The following is a 15,450-nucleotide window of genomic DNA, read 5'->3' as shown; positions in this document are numbered from 1 at the left end:
CCATGGATGCTGAAACGAGTTCAGCATGACGCATTAGTAGGCGCTGGCCCTGGCTAGCGCGCCGAACTGCCTTTGGGCTGTGCGCTCCTGGCCTGCGCGGCTTCCCACGCGCGTTGTTCCTCGAGCCGGCGGCGCTGGCGTTCGGCGCGGCGGGTGCGGCGTTCATGCTGGCGGCGATAGGCGATCCCTGCCGCCGCAATGGCGATGGCGAGCACCGCAAGGCCCAACCACATCAGATTCATCGGCACCGATCCTTTCAACAACGACCGCGTCTCGCCGGAGGGCGACAGGGGCCGGGCTATCCGGATTGTGGCATGACCTTAGCATGACGGGGGCGTGAACCACATCCGATTCGGACATGTTCGCCACCGCTGCGGTGGAGCGGGTGAAGGGAATCGAACCCTCGTCGTAAGCTTGGAAGGCTTCTGCTCTACCATTGAGCTACACCCGCATCGCCGCCGCGGGCGTGCTGCGGCTGGACTAGCGGCGCGGGCCCGCGGGTGCAAGCGTGGATGGTTCACGGCTTGCTTACCAATCGCGGTATAGGCAGGCGCGATGTCGCCCGAAGCCCTTCCTGTCGCCATGCCATGCGCCGCCGCGCCCGCCCTTGCCGATCCGCGCCCGCGCTCGGCGGTGAGCACCGGCGTCGGCCTGGCTGGGCTGGCAGGGCTGGTCGCCTGGGTTGCGGTTGCGCGCCATTGGGGTATGGACGGACCCTATGCGGCGCTGGTCGCGCTGGTCTGCTGCGGAGTGCCGATGATCGGCTGGTCGCTGCTGGTGGACAAGGTCCACCGCCACGCCAGCACCGGGATCGACTGGAGCCGCGCGCAGCCGTGGCGCGAGACGCTCGACGTCAGCATCACCAAGCTTGCCGGCCTGTGGGTGACCTGGGCGGGAATCGCGCTGATCTACGGCGTCGAGCGCTTCTACTGGCAGGGCAATTTCGCCTTTGCGATGTGGTGCTTCGGCTGGGCGGCGCCGGTGCTGTTCGTCGCCTCCATTCCCTATGTGCTGTGGCTCGACCGCTATCTGGTGGCGCCGCACGACGGCAGCTGGCACCTCGGCGCCTGGCTGACCGGGCAGGCGGGGGTGGATCACCAGGCGATCTACGGCCATCTGCGCAGCTGGGCGGTCAAGGCGTTCTTCCTCGCGTTCATGCTGGCGGGGACGCCAGGCAATTTCGGCGAGTTCATCCGCTGGGACTGGCGGAGCATCACCGATCCGGCGGGCGTCGCCAACTGGCTGATCACCTTCATGTTCCTGATCGACATGGGGATGGCGACGGTGGGCTATATCCTCACCTTCCGCCCGCTCGACGCGCATATCCGCAGCGCTAACCCGTTCGCGGCCGCCTGGGTGGCGGCGCTGATCTGCTACCCGCCAAGCATCCTGATGGATAACAACGGCCCGCTCGATTATCATGTCGGCACACAGAGCTGGTTCGTGTGGTTCGCCGGCCAGCCGCTGCTGCTCGGCGCCTGGGGAGCGATGCTGGTGGTGCTGACCGGCCTTTACGCCTGGGCGACGGTGGCGTTCGGGCCGCGCTTCTCCAATCTCACCAACCGCGGCATCCTTACCCATGGGCCCTATGCCTGGTCGCGGCATCCCGCCTATCTCGCCAAGAACCTGTTCTGGTGGCTGTCGACGATCCCGGTGCTGACGCTGGGCAGCCTCAGCGATGCGGTGCGGGCGACGCTGCTGCTCGCGGTGGTGAGCGGCGTCTATTACTGGCGCGCGCGCACCGAGGAGCGCCACCTGCTGCTCGACCCGGATTACCAGCTCTATAGCGCGTGGATGAGCCGGCACGGAGCGGTGCCGCGGCTGTTCCGCTGGCTGGGCGGGCGCACCGCCTGAGTCGTGAGGCGGCGCATCAGCGATGACGTATTTGTCACGCCATCGCCCGCCAATTGCCGATAGCATCATCCGCACGATCAACCGGTGTGAGGCGGCGACATGATGATCACGACGGGGGCAGGATGGCGGGCGGATCAGGCTGTGGTGGGCAACGCTGGTGAACCCCGATCGCACTGCGGCCGGCACGATGACGACCGAGGTGCTGACGCCGCCGCAGCATGGCGACGCGATGCTCTCCGACGATCCCTTCTACCCCAACTTCCTCCAGCCCGATCCGCGCGCGGCGTGCGACGCGCGCAAGGTGCCGGGCAAGCAATTGTTCTACACCGCCGCCGCGGGCTTCCACGGGCATGACAAGATGGTGTTCCGCAACGCCACCTCGGAGGGCCGGATCAGGCGCGTGATCGTCGACATCGACGTGCGCTGACCTGTCACCCTGGCGCGCCCGCTCGGCAGGCGCCTCGCGGCCGGTGGTACCTGGCGGGGCACTTGCGCCCGGCCGCGCGATCGCGGACCCTCGGCCGAACCCTCTCACGGAGCTTGCCAATGCCGAAGCTGGTGATCGACGCCTTTCCCGCCACCAATGCCACCGGTTATCCACCGGCCTATGCGGCGGCGGTGGAGGGGCGCTGGTATCGCCGGCTCGGACCGGGCAGCGGCCTGTCGCAGTTCGGCGTCAGCCACGTCACGCTGGCGCCGGGCGCCTGGTCGTCGCAGCGGCATTGGCACGAGGGCGAGGACGAGTTCGTCGTGATCCTCGACGGCCAGGCCTATCTGGTCGACGACGATGGCGAGCATGTGATGAACCCGGGCGACTGCGCCTCGTTTCCGGCGGGCGAGGCCAACGGCCATGTGCTCCAGAACCGCAGCGACGTGGATTGCCTGTTCATTGCCGTCGGCCGGCCGAGCGAGACGGACTGCCATTACCCTGACATCGACCTGCACCTGGCGGCGGGGCATGGCTTCCGTCGGAAGGACGGCTCTGCCTTCTAGGCCAGCTTGGCGGGCAAAGCCTAGAAGCTGGCCTCGGCGTAGACGCGGCTGAGATCACCGCCCCAGATGCCGTGGTAGCGCTCGAGCAGCACCTCGGCGGGGACCTTGCCGGTGCGGACGATTTCGCGGAGCGGATCGAGGAAGCCGGTCTCATTGTCGCCGATGCCGTTGCAGCGCGCGCGATCGGCGAGGCCGGCGTGCGCGATGTCGAGCACCTGCCCGGCGATGTCGCGGAGCTTGCCGCCGCCGGGCAGCGGTGCATCGAGCGCGAGGCGGGGCACCGCGTCGCGCAGCGCCTGGCGGTCTTCGAGCGACCAGTCCTTGACGAGGTCCCAGGCGGCATCGAGCGAGCCCTGGCTGTAGAGCAGGCCGACCCAGAAGGCGGGCAGCGCACAGATCTTGTTCCACGGGCCGCCGTCGGCGCCGCGCATCTCGAGGAAGGTCTTGAGCCGCACCTCAGGGAAGGCGGTGGAGAGATGGTCGGTCCAGTCGTCGAGCGTCGGCAGCTCGCCAGGGAGAACGCTGAGCTTGCCTTTAAGGAAATCGCGGAAGCTGAGGCCCGCGGCATCGATGTAGCGGCCGTCGCGGTAGACGAAGTACATCGGCACATCGAGCATATAGTCGGCGTAGCGCTCGTAACCGAAGCCGTCCTCGAACACGAACGGCAGCATGCCGGTGCGCGCCGGATCGGTGTCGGACCAGATGTGGCTGCGGTAGGAGAGCATGCCGTTGGGCTTGCCTTCCGTGAACGGCGAGTTGGCGAACAGCGCGGTGGCGAGCGGCTGCAGCGCCAGGCCGACGCGGAACTTCTGCGCCATATCGGCTTCCGACGCGTAATCGAGGTTCACCTGGATCGTGCAGGTGCGCAGCATCATGTCGAGCCCCATGGTGCCGACCCGCGGCATGTGGCGGAGCATGATCGCATAGCGACCCTTGGGCATGATCGGCAGCTCGGCGCGGGTCTTGTCGGGCCACATGCCGAGCCCGAGGAAGCCGATGCCGAGCTTCTCGCCGGCGGCCTTGACCTGCTCGAGGTGGCGGCCGGTCTCGGCGCAGGTCTGGTGGAGATTGTCGAGCGGCGCGCCCGACAGCTCGAACTGGCCGGCAGGCTCGAGGCTGATGCTGCCGTCGGCGCCGGCCATGGCGATCACGTTAGCGCCGTCAGGGCCCTTCTCCTCGACCGGCTGCCAGCCGTACTGCTCGAGTTCGCCGAGCAGCGCGCGGATGCCGCCGGCCTCGTCATAGGAGGGAGCGTGATGATCCTTGGTGGAAAAGACGAATTTCTCATGCTCGGTACCGATCCGCCAGCGTTCCGCCGGCTTCTCGCCGCGGGCGAAGCTGGCGATCAGCTGGTCACGCGATTCTATGCGCGGCGAAGCCTTGGGCTCGTTCGTCTTGGTAGTCATGGCGGCGCCTTACGCGGGGTTGAACAGCGGCGCTAGCCTGACTGATCACCAGTCGCCGGCCGCCGCCATCCAGAGCGAGACGGCGGCGGCGGCGGCGGTGTCGGCGCGCAGGATGCGGGGGCCAAGCGTGATGCCGACCGCCTGTGGCAACGCCTTGATCGCGGCGCGTTCCTCGTCGGTAAAGCCGCCTTCGGGGCCCACCAGGATCGCGGCCGGCCCGGCGTGGGCTCGCATCGCCTCGAGCGCGGGGGCGCCGCCGGCCTCGTCGGCGAAGAACAAGGCGCGGTCCGCCGGCCAGTCGCGCAGGCAGGCGGCGAGCTTTGCCGGCTCGGCGAGGCTCGGCAGCGCGGTGCGGGCGCATTGCTCGGCAGCCTCGATCATGTGCGCGCGCAGCCGATCGAGCTTGGGCCGATCGACCACCGTGCGCGCGGTGATCACGGGGACGAGGCGGTCGACGCCGAGCTCGCAGGCCTTCTCGGCAAGCCAGTCGACCCGGCCCTTCTTGAGCGGCGCGGCGCACAGCCACAGATCGGGGACGGGTTCGCGCGGGCGGAGCTGCTGGGTGACGTCGAGCGTGAGGTCGCGCTTGTTGATCTCGCTTGCGATCGCGAGCCACTCGCCGGTGACATCGTCGAACAGCTTGACCGGATCGCCGGGCGCGAAGCGCATCACCGCGATGAGATAATGCGCCGCCGGGCCGTCGAGCCGCAGCGCGCCGGGGACGATCGACTGGTCGACGAACAGGCGCGGGGTGGATTGCGGGGGCCAGGCGGGAGTGGCGGTCATGTGCGCGGGCTTACAGGCGGGCAGGGGCGGCTTCAACGCCGGCCGCGCTGCCGCACCCACAGCTTGCGCGCGACCACCGCGGCAAGGATCGCGGCGGCGGCGACCGCACCGACCGCGAGCGATACCACGCCGGCAGCCTGCATGATCGCCCAGAACAGGGCTTCCACGAAACGACCAACGGCGACGGACAATCCGATCATGCCGAGCGGCCTGCCCGAGATTTGCGGCGGTGGCGAGGCGGGTGGGCAAAGAATGTCGTGCGCGTCGGAGGCCTTGCCGGCGGGGGGCTTGCCGCGGGTGGCGCCGGGAGGGCAGGGAGCGGCATGGCAAGTTCACCCGAGATCGTCCCCGACAGCGAACACAAGGGTCTGGTCGGCCGGCTGCCGCCCATCTGGCGCGGGCTGGCGCTGCTGGCGCGGTTCGACCGGCCAATTGGCTGGTGGTTGCTGTTCTGGCCCGGCGCCTGGGGCGTCGCGCTCGCCGGCGGCACGGTGTCGCGCTGGGGGCTGATCGCGTGGATTCTGCTCGGGAGCATCGCAATGCGCGGCGCCGGCTGCGTCTACAACGACATTGTCGACCGTGATCTCGACGCGAAGGTGGCGCGGACGCGGGCGCGGCCGATCCCGAGCGGGCTGGTCTCGATCAAGCTCGCCTGGGGCTGGCTGTTGGTGCTGTGCGCGCTCGGTCTGGTGGTGCTGCTCCAGCTGCACGGGCTGGCGGCGATCGTGGCGGTGGCAAGCATCGCGCCGGTCGCCGCCTATCCGTTCATGAAGCGGATCACCTGGTGGCCGCAGGCGTGGCTCGGGCTGGTCTTTTCCTGGGCGGCGCTGGTCGGCTGGAGTGAGGTGGCGGAAGATCTCTCGGCACCGATGTGGCTGCTCTATGCCGGCGCGATCGCCTGGGTGATCGGCTATGACACCATTTATGCGCTGCAGGATCGCGAGGACGATGCGCTGATCGGCGTGCGCTCGTCGGCGCTGCGGATGGGCGCGCATGTGAAGGGCGGCACGGCGGCGTTCTACGCGGTCGCGGTGTTGTGCTGGGCGGGGGCGATGTGGCTGGTGCGGCCGGACCCGCTGGCGTTGGCCGCGCTGGTGCCGGTGGCCGGGCACCTTTTCTGGCAGGTGGCGACGCTGGTGCCGGACGACGGCACCAATGCGCTGCGGCGGTTCCGGAGCAATCGCTTCGCCGGGTTGCTGATGTTCCTGGCGTGCGTGGTGGTGGGGACGTCGCTGTAGGGGCGCCGTCTTGTGTAGCCGTCACCCCAGCGGAAGCTGGGGTCTCCTGCGTCGGCGCGATGTCCTCTCCCCAAGGAGATTCCAGCTTTCGCTGGGATGACGGTGTCGAGAGAACATCGGCCCTAGCATCGTCTCACGGGCATCCCTAAGTCCGGCCGATGCTTACCCCTGACCAGGCGCGCGATCGTGCGGCCGATATCGTGGCCCGTGCGGCCAAGGCTGGCGCCGATGCGGCCGATGCCGTGTTTGCCGCCGATTCCTCGCTCGAGATATCGGTGCGGCTCGGCGCGCTCGAGGATGTCGGCCGCTCCGAGAGCGAGGAACTGGGGCTGCGGGTGTTCGTCGGCCAGCGCTCGGCGAGCGTCTCGACCTCCGATCTCTCCGACGCTGCGGTGACGGCGCTCGTCGAGCGTGCGGTGGCGATGGCGCGCGAGGCGCCGGAGGATCGCTGGGCGGGGCTGGCGCCCGCCGAGCGGCTGATGCACGGCGCACCACCGATGCTCGACTTGGATGACGGCGGCGAGGTGTCGCCGGTCGAACTGCGCGCGCTGGCGCAGGAAGCGGAAGAGGCGGCGCGCGCGGTGCCCGGCGTCACCAACAGCGAAGGCGGCGGCGCGAGCGCCTCGCGTTCGGTCTGGGGCCTGGCGACCAGCCACGGCTTCGCCGGCGCCTATGCGGCGACCGGCTACAGCCTGTCGGCGAGCGTGCTCGCGGGCAGCAACGAGGGCGGCATGGAACGCGATTATGCGCATCACACCGCGCGGCGCCGCGCACATCTCGAGGCGGCCGACGCGATCGGTCGGCGCGCCGGCGAGCGCGCGGTGGCGCGGCTCAACCCCGGGCGAGTCGCCAGCGGCGCGATGCCGGTGGTGTTCGATCCGCGCGTAGGGTCGTCGTTGCTCGGCCATCTCGCCGGCGCGATCTCGGGCCAGGCGATCACCCGCAAGACCAGCTTCCTGCTCGATGCGCTCGGTACCCAGGTGTTCGCCAGCGGCGTCACCATCCGCGACGATCCGCACCGCCCCCACGGTCTACGCTCGCGGCCGTTCGACGGCGAGGGGCTGCCGGTATCGCCGGTCGCGCTGGTCGAGCAGGGCATGCTCGAGACCTGGCTGCTCGACAGCGCCGCAGCGCGCCAGCTCGGGCTGGAGCCGACCGGGCATGCCGCGCGCGGCGTCGGCGGCGCCCCGGGCGTATCGACCAGCAACCTCTACCTCGAGGCCGGCGCGGTACCGGTGGCGACGCTGATCGCCGACATCGCGCAGGGCGTCTATGTCACCGAGCTGATCGGCCAGGGCGTCAACGGCGTCACCGGCGATTACAGCCGCGGCGCGGCAGGCTTCAGGATCGAGAATGGCGTGCTGACCGAGCCGGTCGCCGAGTTCACGATCGCGGGCAATCTCAAGGAGATGTTCCTCCATCTCACCCCCGCCAATGATCTCGAGTTTCGCTATGGCATCAACGTGCCGACCTGCCGCATCGACGGGATGACCGTCGCGGGTGGCTGAACCGGGGCGCGATCTCGCCACCGCGGTTGCGGGAATCGCCGCGGAAGCGGGGCAGATGGCGCTTGCCCGCTGGCGGACCGACTTTCGCCAATGGGAAAAGGAAGCCGGCAGCCCGGTGTGCGAGGTCGACCTCGACGTCGATGCGATGCTGCGCGCGCGGCTGTCGGCACTGCTGCCGGACGCGGGTTGGCTCTCCGAGGAGCGTGCCGACGATCTCGTCCGGCTGGATCACGAGCGGATCTGGGTGGTCGATTCGATCGACGGCACCCGTGATTACATCCGCGGCCGCGAGGGTTGGGCGATCTCGGTGGCGCTGGTCGAGCGCGGCGCGGTGACGATCGGCGTGCTCGACGCCCCGGCGCGGCGCGAGCGCTGGTGTGCCGCGCTGGGCCAAGGGGCGTGGCGCAACGGGGTGCGGCTGCAGGCGGGGACGCGCGACGCGCTGCCGGGCGCACGGGTGCCGACCGATGCGCTGCCCAAGGCGGATCGCGACCTGGTCGCGGTGCACAAGCCCAACTCGATCGCGCTGCGGATCGCCATGGTCGCTGCCGACGAGGCCGATCTGGTGGCGACGCTGCGCTGGGGCAACGAATGGGACATCGCCGCCGCGGCGCTGATCGCAGCCGAGGCCGGCGCGGGGGTGAGTGACGCGGTGGGTGGCGTGCTAGGGTTCAACAAGCGCGATCCGCAGGCGTTCGGGGTGATCGTTTCGGCGCCAGGGATCCATGATGCTGCGGTGGCGCGGCTGGCGGATCGCGCCAGGGTGATCCTGGGCAGCTGACAATGCGGCGGGCGGGCGTGGCGTCGGCGGAACGATCGTCGACTCGCTTGGGTGATACACCATCGCCAATCGGCTATGTCATAGTCAACCGCGACAGCCTTTCGTTGATCAACGCAAGTTCGCGGTGGCAAAACATATAGATCAATCAATGTCATGCGACACAGGCGTAGACTTGCCTGAGTGAAGGCCGCCTGACGTTAGCCACGATGCTTGACTTGTTGGAAAATGTTGCCGAAATGTTCCTGCCATACTTTGGGGGGAGGGTGGCGTAATTTTGATGCCTTACGAGGCCCGAAAGCGACCATTCGAGATGTGGCTGCGCACGGGGATCAGGCCTGCTGCGGCCGATCCGGACAACCTCGAATGCAAGTCAAGCCCGTGGCATGACGAGCGGAACGGGCAGTTCACCTTCGTGGGGGCGGGCAGGTATGTCGGCCAGGGCGGTTCCGCGCGCGGTGCTGACGGCAGACCCAGGAGCGGCGCCCCCGGCGCCGCGGCTCCGGGCCGCGGTTCGTCGACAACAACGCCGGCGCCGGGGGCGCCACCCCGCGATCCAGCTGCGCGATCCGCGAAGCGATCACCGAGCGATGCTTTCACCGGCGGCGGTGGCGGTCGCGGTGGTGGCGCTGGGGCGACCGGAAAGGCCATCTGGCCGGACGCGCAGATGCTTCGATCGACGCCGGCTGCTTCCGCCACGCCGACGGCCAGGATTTCTCGTTCGACCACTCCGGCCACTCCGGCCACTCCGGCCACTTCGGCCACCTCGGCGACCGCGCTGGCCCGGCCGGCCACCGCTATGGTCGGCGAACGGCGGCGCGTCATCGTCGCCAACGGCTACAATTATGAACTAGAAGCCGGCGACCGGATGAGACACGTAGGGGGAGAGGTGTCGCTCACGGCCACGCCCGTGCGGTCGCGGTCACACCAGGCAGCGGCCGGCGGTGCGGATCGGCGGAAGACCGATGATGGCGGACATTATATCGCGGCGCGCTTCAACGGGCCGACGGAAGCCTTCAACCATTTCGCGCAGGACGCCAACTTCAACCGCAGTCGCTATCGGGCGTTTGAGGAGCAGTTGGCGACCGCCAAGAAACAGCACAAGAGGGTGACGATAGCGATTGTGCCGCACTATCATGGCATGTCGAAGCGTCCGTATGAGCTGGACGTTTACTTCTCCGTCGACGACCACCCAAAAAGTTGAAGTTCCCGAACGAGCCAACGGAGGTGAGCCGTGGCAAACGATGAAATTGGACCACTTCTTAACGAGATCGGTCAACTACTGGCGCGGGACACCGATTACCCGCTGGATGGAACCCTGCTGTACGCTGTGGTGGACGATAATTTCGTCGCACCCTCCATCTACAAGAACACGCCGGACCAGATCGTCTATCGGCAGCCGGATCTCCGCGATCTCGGGGACGCGCTGCTCGATCTTTGGCAGGCGCAGACCGGCAACGCGCGTTGGGAGGAAATCGAATATGTCGTCAACGACGGCAAGTTCGACGCCACCTTCACCTATCCGGAAGAGATCGACCGTGACGAGGATCAGATGGACCGGCGCGACCGGATCGTGAAGCGACACTTTGGCGACAAGCCGATCTTCTATCCTCCGTGGCCGTATGACGACGACGTGCCTCGCTACGAGCTGTAGCGTCGGCTTGCTGACGGTGCGATCCGGAGAGACCCCGTCACCGGCATTCTTCTGGTGCCGTGCGGTGTGTCCAAAGCGCTGACCTATGACTGGCCGTTGCGGAGGCGGAACGCTTTGGCGTTTACCTACGTTTGTTGCTCAACGATGGCTGCCGTGGCCGTCGCCTGCTTGGAGAGCTTATATGTTGTGGACCATCGCCGTCATTCTTCTCGTGCTCTGGCTGCTGGGCTTCTCGCTCCACATCGCGGGCGGCCTGATCCACATCCTGCTCGTCGTCGCGCTGATCGTCGGCCTGATCCAGCTGTTCAGCGGCCGCCGCGCGGTCTAGCCCTCACCCGGCGCCGCCCGCCCATAAACGTGGGACGGGCGGCGTCGGATACGCCTAGTGGACGAAGCGGGCGACGACGTCGCGGTAGCTGCGGCTTACCTTCACCGAAGCGCCCGAATTGAGCACCAGGAAGCATTCGCCGTTGGTGTGCGGCTTGACCTGCTTGACCAGATCGAGGTTGACGATCGTCGAGCGATGGACGCGCTGGAAGCGGCGCGGATCGAGGCGCTTCTCCAGATCCTTCATCGTCTCGCGCAGGATCAGCGTGTTGTCGCCGGTGTAGATGCACATGTAATCGCCGGCCGCGTCGATGCGCTCGATCGTGTCGACGTCGACCCGGAAGATCTGGCCGCGATCCTTGATGTTGATGAGCTTCTCGAAGCGGTTGGCGCTGACCCCGTCGGCGGTGCCGCCGCCGTCGGCCATGTCGGCCGCCGCCTCCGGCGCATGCTCGGCGAGCACCTCCTTGAGCTTCTCCACCTCCTCGACGCCGCGCTTCTCGCTGAGGCGCTGGCGGACGCGATCGAGCGTGTCGGCGAGGCGCGATTCCTCGACCGGCTTCATCAGATAATCCACCGCCTGCGCCTCGAAGGCACGCAACGCGTGATCCGAATAAGCGGTGACGAAGACGAACAGCGGCGGCTCGACCTCCATCAGACCCTGGACCACCGAGAAGCCGTCGAACCCGGGCATCTGGATATCGAGGAAGACAAGATCGGGCTTGTGGGTCTTGATCGCGCGGATCGCCTCGCGGCCGTTGGAGCATTTCTCGATGATCTCGACATCATCGTGCGCCTGGAGCCTGAGCTCCAATCCCTGAATCGCGAGCGGTTCGTCGTCCACCAGGATGGTTCTGATCGTCATGCGGCCTCTCTACTCACATCGTCGAGCTGGTAGGGGATGTCGATCTCTACCGAAAACCCCCCAGCCGGCGTGGTACGCGTCTCGAAGCGCTGATCGGGGCCATAAGCCTGGACCAGCCTCTCCCTTATATTGGTGAGACCCACGCCGGTTGAAAGGCTTGGCATGGCGCGGCTTTCGTTCAAGCCCGGACCGGTGTCGGATACGCCGATCTGCACGCGATCCCCGGCGAGCCGCACGCGCACGCAGATTTCGGCGCCTTCCTCCTGCGGGGTGACGGCATATTTGATGGCGTTTTCGACCAGCGGCTGGAGCAGCAGCGACGGCAGCCGCGCGCGCTCGACGCGGGGATCGATGTCAAATTCCGGGCGCAGCCGCTCTTCGAAGCGCATCTTCTCGATCTCGAGATAGAGCTTCAGCTGGTCGATCTCCTGCGCCACCGTGACGTGCGCGGTCGGCTCGTTGGCGAGCGTGTAGCGCAGGAATGACGACAGCCGGCTGAGCATCGCATTGGCGCGCTCGGTCTGCTTGAGCAGCACCAGGGTGGAGATCGAGTTGAGCGTGTTGAACAGGAAATGCGGGTTGAGCTGGTAGCGCAGCATCGCCAGTTGCGCCGAACTCGCCTGATTGGTGAGATGCTCCATCTGGTCGATCTGCTGCTCGACGATCAGATAGAAGTTGATCCCGAAATAGAGCGCCGACCAGCCCGCGAGCACGGTGAAGCTGACGTAGATGCTGCCGATCAGCAGGGTGAGCGAGATCCCCGGCTGCATGCGGATGAACGAGAAGGTGAAGGCGTCGAGAAAGGCGTAGATCGCGGTGGCGGCGAGCAGCGTCGCGACGGTGAGCAGGATGCCGGCGACGCGGGGCAGACGGCGATAGGTGCCGTACAGCGTCGAGAGCAGCATGGTGATGCAATAGCCGAGGATCGATTCGACGATCACCGGAATGATCCCATCGAGCGAGAAACCGTTGGCGATCGCGCCGACGCCGCGCAGCGTGAGATATCCGCTCCAGCCGACCGCCTGCAGCGTCCAGAAGGCGCGGCTCTTATTTTCGAAGAACGGCCGCACGTTGAGCGCGGTGCTTTGCCCGGGCGAGAGCGCGGGGCGCGGGGCGGGGGGAGGCGTCGCCATGATCATGCGGGCTCTACACGGGTGGTGGGAAGAGGCCAACGATCGGTTTACGCGCGCTAGCCCTCAACGACGAAGGGCCGCCGCTCCCGAGAGAGCGACGGCCCGACGTTCATCCTAAATGGTAGCCGCGGCTTAGAAGCCGAACACCAGCGTCCCCGACACGGCGCGCGGTGCGCCGACATAGGCGGTGCGCACGCTGTTGGTGAGCAGCGTACCGCTGAGGCCGCCGACATAGAGCTTGTCGAACAGGTTGGTGACGTTGAGCTGCAGATAGGTCGTGTCATTGAGGCCCAGTGCCTTCAGCGGCACCCGAACGTCCAGGTCGACCAGCGTGTAGGCCGGCGCCTTGGCGCCATACACCTGGTAAACACCCGAATTGGCCGCCGTGACGGTCCCGGTGGTGGGGCTGAACGTCTGGATCACGGCCTGGTTCATGTCATTCAGGTAGCGCGGGCCGGTGCGCTTCGCCTGGATGCCGATCTGGAAGTAATCCAGATCCACCTGGGCGCGGCCACCAACGGTGTAGGTCGGCGCACCAGATTCGCGCTTGCCGTCCGTATTGGCGAAGAAGTCTGCGCCGGCGGTGGTGCAGCCATATAGCCCCTGGACAACATACAGCGCCGAGCAGCTACCCGCCGCCACGTTGTCGCGGATCTTCGACTTCAGATACGATCCGAAGGCGTAGAGCGTGAGCTGACGGAACGGCTGGTAGGAGACATCGGCGTCGAAGCCATACTTATCCACTGTGCCGAGGTTGCGGTAGATCGTCACGTCCAGCTCGGGATCATAGGCCGAGGCAAGGCGGTTCTTGTACAGCGTGTACCAGCCCGCGAGCATCACCTGAACCTTGCCGGTGGTGTAGCGGAAGCTCGCGTCGTAATTGTAGCTCTTCTCCGGATCCGGCTTCGCGCGGTCATCGGTGTTCGCATAATAGAAGGAGCTGTACAGGTTGTCGGTCCCGGGGACCTGCAGGCCTTCGGAGAAGTTGGCGTTGAACGTCAGCTTCGGGGCGATTTCGAACACGAAGCCAGCACTCGGCAAGACCGCATTGTAGCTGAAATCACGCTCCTGCGGCGCCGAGAAGGTCGGGTTGGCCGCCAGGTAAGCCGTCTGCGAGGCCGCATCGGGGAAGCACGACACGCCGCCGCTCGCCGAGGTGGTGACGCAGGCGTTGTTGAGTTCACGCTTGAAGAATGGCGCGCGGATGCCGGCGTTGACGGTCAAGCGCTGGTCGAAGAACTTGCCACGATACTCGCCCGACACCTGGTCCAGAATGGCGCGTGACTGGCGATTGCGCTTCTCGAGCACGGCGCCCGTGGCGCTCGTGATCGGATTGTCGATCGGGAAGAACGACTGTGCGTAGCCGTTCGCCTTGAGATAGCCGACCTCACCCGTCTGACGGTGGACGCCGTAATCGTGGGTGTAGGCGATGCGGACCGTGTTGTCCTGGTTCAGGTCGTAGCGCAGCGACGAGATCAGGATGTAGCGGTTGGTTTCGGTATGGCTCGGCGCATACAGCTTTACCTGATCGAGCAGATCGCCGTCACCGTTGAGGTCGACCCCGCCGAAGTAAGGACCACCGACATAGCCGGTCAAGCCGCGCGGGAGCGTGGCGGAGCCGGCGGGCGTGGCATATTCATAGCCCGTTACCGAGCTCGAGCCGCCATTGGCCTTTGTGTAGGTATAGCTCGGGTCCACCGTCAGCACGAGGCCGTCGGCCAGCGTGAACTTCGATGCGGCGCGAACATTGGCCGTGTTCGAAGGATTGTAGCTGTAATCATAGGCGGTGCCACAGGTGTTGGGCACGTCGGCAACGCCAGCCTGTGGAGTGTCGGTGCGGCAGCCACCCTGATTATAGTCGCGCTCACCGCGGAACAGCGGGAAGCGGTCGGTTGCCGCTGTACCAACGACCCGCGGGCCGGTCACCGCGCCGGTCGTAGCACTGCGCTGCGTGGTGTCGTAGCGCAGATACTCGGACGACAGGTTGTTGTTGCGGTTGCCGTTATAGTGGCCCGCGAGCGACACGAAGTCGCCGTTGCTGCCGATCGGCTGGTAGAGCTTGGCGTTATACTGCTGCTTGTTGACGCGCGCAGCATGGTTGAACGGATTGCGGTAATCCTGCTTGCTCGCCGCAAACCAGGCGCGCGTGCCGAACGGGGTGAACGTGCCGGTGTCGATCATGCCGAAGATGCGGAACATGTCGTAGCTGCCAACGGAGCCCTGCATGCGGACGTGGAAGTCCTCGGTCGGGGTGCGGCTGAGGTAGTTCACGGTCGAGCCGGTCGCTGCGGCGGTGGGGCTGTCGACGTCGGTGGTGCCGAGGTTGACCGACACGCGGTCGATCAGCTCGGGGTCGAGCTGCTGGTTCGAATAGATGGCGTAATTGCCGGTGTCGTTCAGCGGAATGCCGTCGAACGTCTGGCTGATGCGGCTCGAATCGAAGCCGCGGATCGTGAGCGTACCGCCCGACGAGCCGTACGGATCGTTGTTCTGGAAGCTGACACCCGGCACCAGATTGATGATGTCGTTGACCGACTGGCCCGGCGTGCTGCGCTGGATGAGTTCCTGCGTGATCACGACGCGCGTCTTCGGCGTGTCGGGATTCTGGATCCCGCCAACGCTGCCATCACCGTTGGTGCCGGTGACGACGATATCCTTGGCCTCGGCGTCGACCGTACCGGTCGACTGCGCGAAGGCCGCGCCTGGGATCATAAGCGCGGCAAAGGCCACGCCACAGGCAAGCTTCATACGCATGTAGTTCAGTCCCCTTTGAGCATTGTGCTCTGGAATCTCGATCGGCTGCGCGCCGTCTCCGAGCCCATGTGCGCCCAATATTGCGGGTCCGTGACAGTGGCGAGGCCATGCGTAATGATTGGAAACGTTAGTTCACAAGCGTTGTAAAATCGCA

At 66.7% G+C, this 15,450-nt stretch carries 16 protein-coding genes and 1 tRNA gene; 9 read left to right on the top strand and 8 right to left on the bottom strand.

Annotated features, from left to right (window positions below; translation table 11 throughout):
• Positions 1-53 precede the first annotated feature (53 nt).
• On the bottom strand, positions 54-242 hold the full coding sequence (locus tag AC07M8_RS08545) for a hypothetical protein (protein ID WP_495173922.1): 189 nt from the start codon (positions 240-242) through the stop codon (positions 54-56).
• Positions 243-377: 135 nt separating this feature from the next.
• Positions 378-451, bottom strand: a tRNA-Gly gene (locus AC07M8_RS08540).
• 104 nt (positions 452-555) lie between these two features.
• On the opposite strand from AC07M8_RS08540, the gene AC07M8_RS08535 reads away from it, so the two are divergent.
• From AC07M8_RS08535 to AC07M8_RS08525, 3 genes are all read left to right on the top strand, one after another.
• Entirely contained in the window at positions 556-1,854 is a 1,299-nt protein-coding gene (locus AC07M8_RS08535) for a methyltransferase family protein (protein ID WP_495173921.1), read from the top strand.
• A 157-nt stretch (positions 1,855-2,011) separates the two neighbouring features.
• On the top strand, positions 2,012-2,281 hold the full coding sequence (locus AC07M8_RS08530) for a hypothetical protein (RefSeq protein WP_495173920.1): 270 nt from the start codon (positions 2,012-2,014) through the stop codon (positions 2,279-2,281).
• Between the two features lie 119 nt (positions 2,282-2,400).
• Positions 2,401-2,847 (top strand): cupin domain-containing protein, encoded by a 447-nt coding sequence (locus tag AC07M8_RS08525; protein WP_495173919.1) that lies wholly within the window; start codon positions 2,401-2,403, stop codon positions 2,845-2,847.
• Positions 2,848-2,867: 20 nt separating this feature from the next.
• Here the strand turns inward: AC07M8_RS08525 and AC07M8_RS08520 are convergent, their stop codons facing one another.
• The 3 genes from AC07M8_RS08520 to AC07M8_RS08510 are packed head-to-tail and all read right to left on the bottom strand — an operon-like array spanning position 2,868 to position 5,239.
• Entirely contained in the window at positions 2,868-4,253 is a 1,386-nt protein-coding gene (locus AC07M8_RS08520; RefSeq protein ID WP_495173918.1) for a glutamate--cysteine ligase, read from the bottom strand.
• 45 nt (positions 4,254-4,298) lie between these two features.
• Complete coding sequence (locus tag AC07M8_RS08515; RefSeq protein WP_495173917.1) at positions 4,299-5,039, bottom strand: 16S rRNA (uracil(1498)-N(3))-methyltransferase; 741 nt, start codon at positions 5,037-5,039, stop codon at positions 4,299-4,301.
• 32 nt (positions 5,040-5,071) lie between these two features.
• Entirely contained in the window at positions 5,072-5,239 is a 168-nt protein-coding gene (locus tag AC07M8_RS08510; protein WP_495173916.1) for a hypothetical protein, read from the bottom strand.
• A 123-nt stretch (positions 5,240-5,362) separates the two neighbouring features.
• On the opposite strand from AC07M8_RS08510, the gene ubiA reads away from it, so the two are divergent.
• The 6 genes from ubiA to AC07M8_RS08480 all read left to right on the top strand — a co-directional run bounded on the left by ubiA (position 5,363) and on the right by AC07M8_RS08480 (position 10,545).
• Positions 5,363-6,277 (top strand): 4-hydroxybenzoate octaprenyltransferase, encoded by a 915-nt coding sequence (gene ubiA / locus AC07M8_RS08505; RefSeq protein ID WP_495173915.1) that lies wholly within the window; start codon positions 5,363-5,365, stop codon positions 6,275-6,277.
• Between the two features lie 158 nt (positions 6,278-6,435).
• Entirely contained in the window at positions 6,436-7,785 is a 1,350-nt protein-coding gene (locus AC07M8_RS08500) for a TldD/PmbA family protein (RefSeq protein ID WP_495173914.1), read from the top strand.
• Positions 7,778-8,566, top strand: coding sequence for an inositol monophosphatase family protein (locus AC07M8_RS08495; protein WP_495173913.1), 789 nt, complete (start codon positions 7,778-7,780; stop codon positions 8,564-8,566). The genes AC07M8_RS08500 and AC07M8_RS08495 overlap by 8 nt, the downstream gene beginning before the upstream one ends.
• Positions 8,567-9,230: 664 nt before the next feature.
• Entirely contained in the window at positions 9,231-9,767 is a 537-nt protein-coding gene (locus tag AC07M8_RS08490) for a DNA/RNA non-specific endonuclease (protein WP_495173912.1), read from the top strand.
• A gap of 30 nt (positions 9,768-9,797) precedes the next feature.
• Positions 9,798-10,217: a hypothetical protein gene (locus tag AC07M8_RS08485; protein WP_495173911.1), complete on the top strand. Its 420-nt coding sequence runs from the start codon at positions 9,798-9,800 to the stop codon at positions 10,215-10,217.
• 181 nt (positions 10,218-10,398) lie between these two features.
• Positions 10,399-10,545 (top strand): lmo0937 family membrane protein, encoded by a 147-nt coding sequence (locus AC07M8_RS08480; RefSeq protein WP_267395103.1) that lies wholly within the window; start codon positions 10,399-10,401, stop codon positions 10,543-10,545.
• A 54-nt stretch (positions 10,546-10,599) separates the two neighbouring features.
• Here AC07M8_RS08480 and AC07M8_RS08475 read toward each other — a convergent pair whose 3' ends face one another.
• The 3 genes from AC07M8_RS08475 to AC07M8_RS08465 all read right to left on the bottom strand — a co-directional run bounded on the left by AC07M8_RS08475 (position 10,600) and on the right by AC07M8_RS08465 (position 15,254).
• Positions 10,600-11,409 carry a LytR/AlgR family response regulator transcription factor gene (locus tag AC07M8_RS08475; RefSeq protein ID WP_495173910.1) on the bottom strand — a complete coding sequence of 270 codons (810 nt, stop codon included), beginning with the start codon at positions 11,407-11,409 and terminating at the stop codon, positions 10,600-10,602.
• Complete coding sequence (locus tag AC07M8_RS08470; protein WP_495173909.1) at positions 11,406-12,542, bottom strand: sensor histidine kinase; 1,137 nt, start codon at positions 12,540-12,542, stop codon at positions 11,406-11,408. Before AC07M8_RS08470 ends, AC07M8_RS08475 begins: the two co-directional genes overlap by 4 nt.
• Positions 12,543-12,674: 132 nt before the next feature.
• Complete coding sequence (locus tag AC07M8_RS08465) at positions 12,675-15,254, bottom strand: TonB-dependent receptor (protein ID WP_495173908.1); 2,580 nt, start codon at positions 15,252-15,254, stop codon at positions 12,675-12,677.
• Positions 15,255-15,450: the final 196 nt, after the last annotated feature.

This window comes from Sphingomonas sp. GW821-FHT09E03 (assembly GCF_059416225.1).
This window is presented reverse-complemented; position numbering and strand designations above follow the sequence as displayed.

Excerpts from the sequence above, each read along its gene's own strand:
- AC07M8_RS08545 (WP_495173922.1), bottom strand. The coding sequence starts at position 242 with ATGAATCTGATGTGGTTGGGCCTTGCGGTGCTCGCCATCGCCATTGCG.
- AC07M8_RS08525 (WP_495173919.1), top strand. The coding sequence starts at position 2,401 with ATGCCGAAGCTGGTGATCGACGCCTTTCCCGCCACCAATGCCACCGGT.
- AC07M8_RS08500 (WP_495173914.1), top strand. The coding sequence starts at position 6,436 with ATGCTTACCCCTGACCAGGCGCGCGATCGTGCGGCCGATATCGTGGCC.
- AC07M8_RS08520 (WP_495173918.1), bottom strand. The coding sequence starts at position 4,253 with ATGACTACCAAGACGAACGAGCCCAAGGCTTCGCCGCGCATAGAATCG.
- AC07M8_RS08475 (WP_495173910.1), bottom strand. The coding sequence starts at position 11,409 with ATGACGATCAGAACCATCCTGGTGGACGACGAACCGCTCGCGATTCAG.
- AC07M8_RS08510 (WP_495173916.1), bottom strand. The coding sequence starts at position 5,239 with ATGATCGGATTGTCCGTCGCCGTTGGTCGTTTCGTGGAAGCCCTGTTC.
- ubiA (WP_495173915.1), top strand. The coding sequence starts at position 5,363 with ATGGCAAGTTCACCCGAGATCGTCCCCGACAGCGAACACAAGGGTCTG.
- AC07M8_RS08480 (WP_267395103.1), top strand. The coding sequence starts at position 10,399 with ATGTTGTGGACCATCGCCGTCATTCTTCTCGTGCTCTGGCTGCTGGGC.
- AC07M8_RS08465 (WP_495173908.1), bottom strand. The coding sequence starts at position 15,254 with ATGATCCCAGGCGCGGCCTTCGCGCAGTCGACCGGTACGGTCGACGCC.
- AC07M8_RS08515 (WP_495173917.1), bottom strand. The coding sequence starts at position 5,039 with ATGACCGCCACTCCCGCCTGGCCCCCGCAATCCACCCCGCGCCTGTTC.
- AC07M8_RS08490 (WP_495173912.1), top strand. The coding sequence starts at position 9,231 with ATGCTTCGATCGACGCCGGCTGCTTCCGCCACGCCGACGGCCAGGATT.
- AC07M8_RS08535 (WP_495173921.1), top strand. The coding sequence starts at position 556 with ATGTCGCCCGAAGCCCTTCCTGTCGCCATGCCATGCGCCGCCGCGCCC.
- AC07M8_RS08470 (WP_495173909.1), bottom strand. The coding sequence starts at position 12,542 with ATGGCGACGCCTCCCCCCGCCCCGCGCCCCGCGCTCTCGCCCGGGCAA.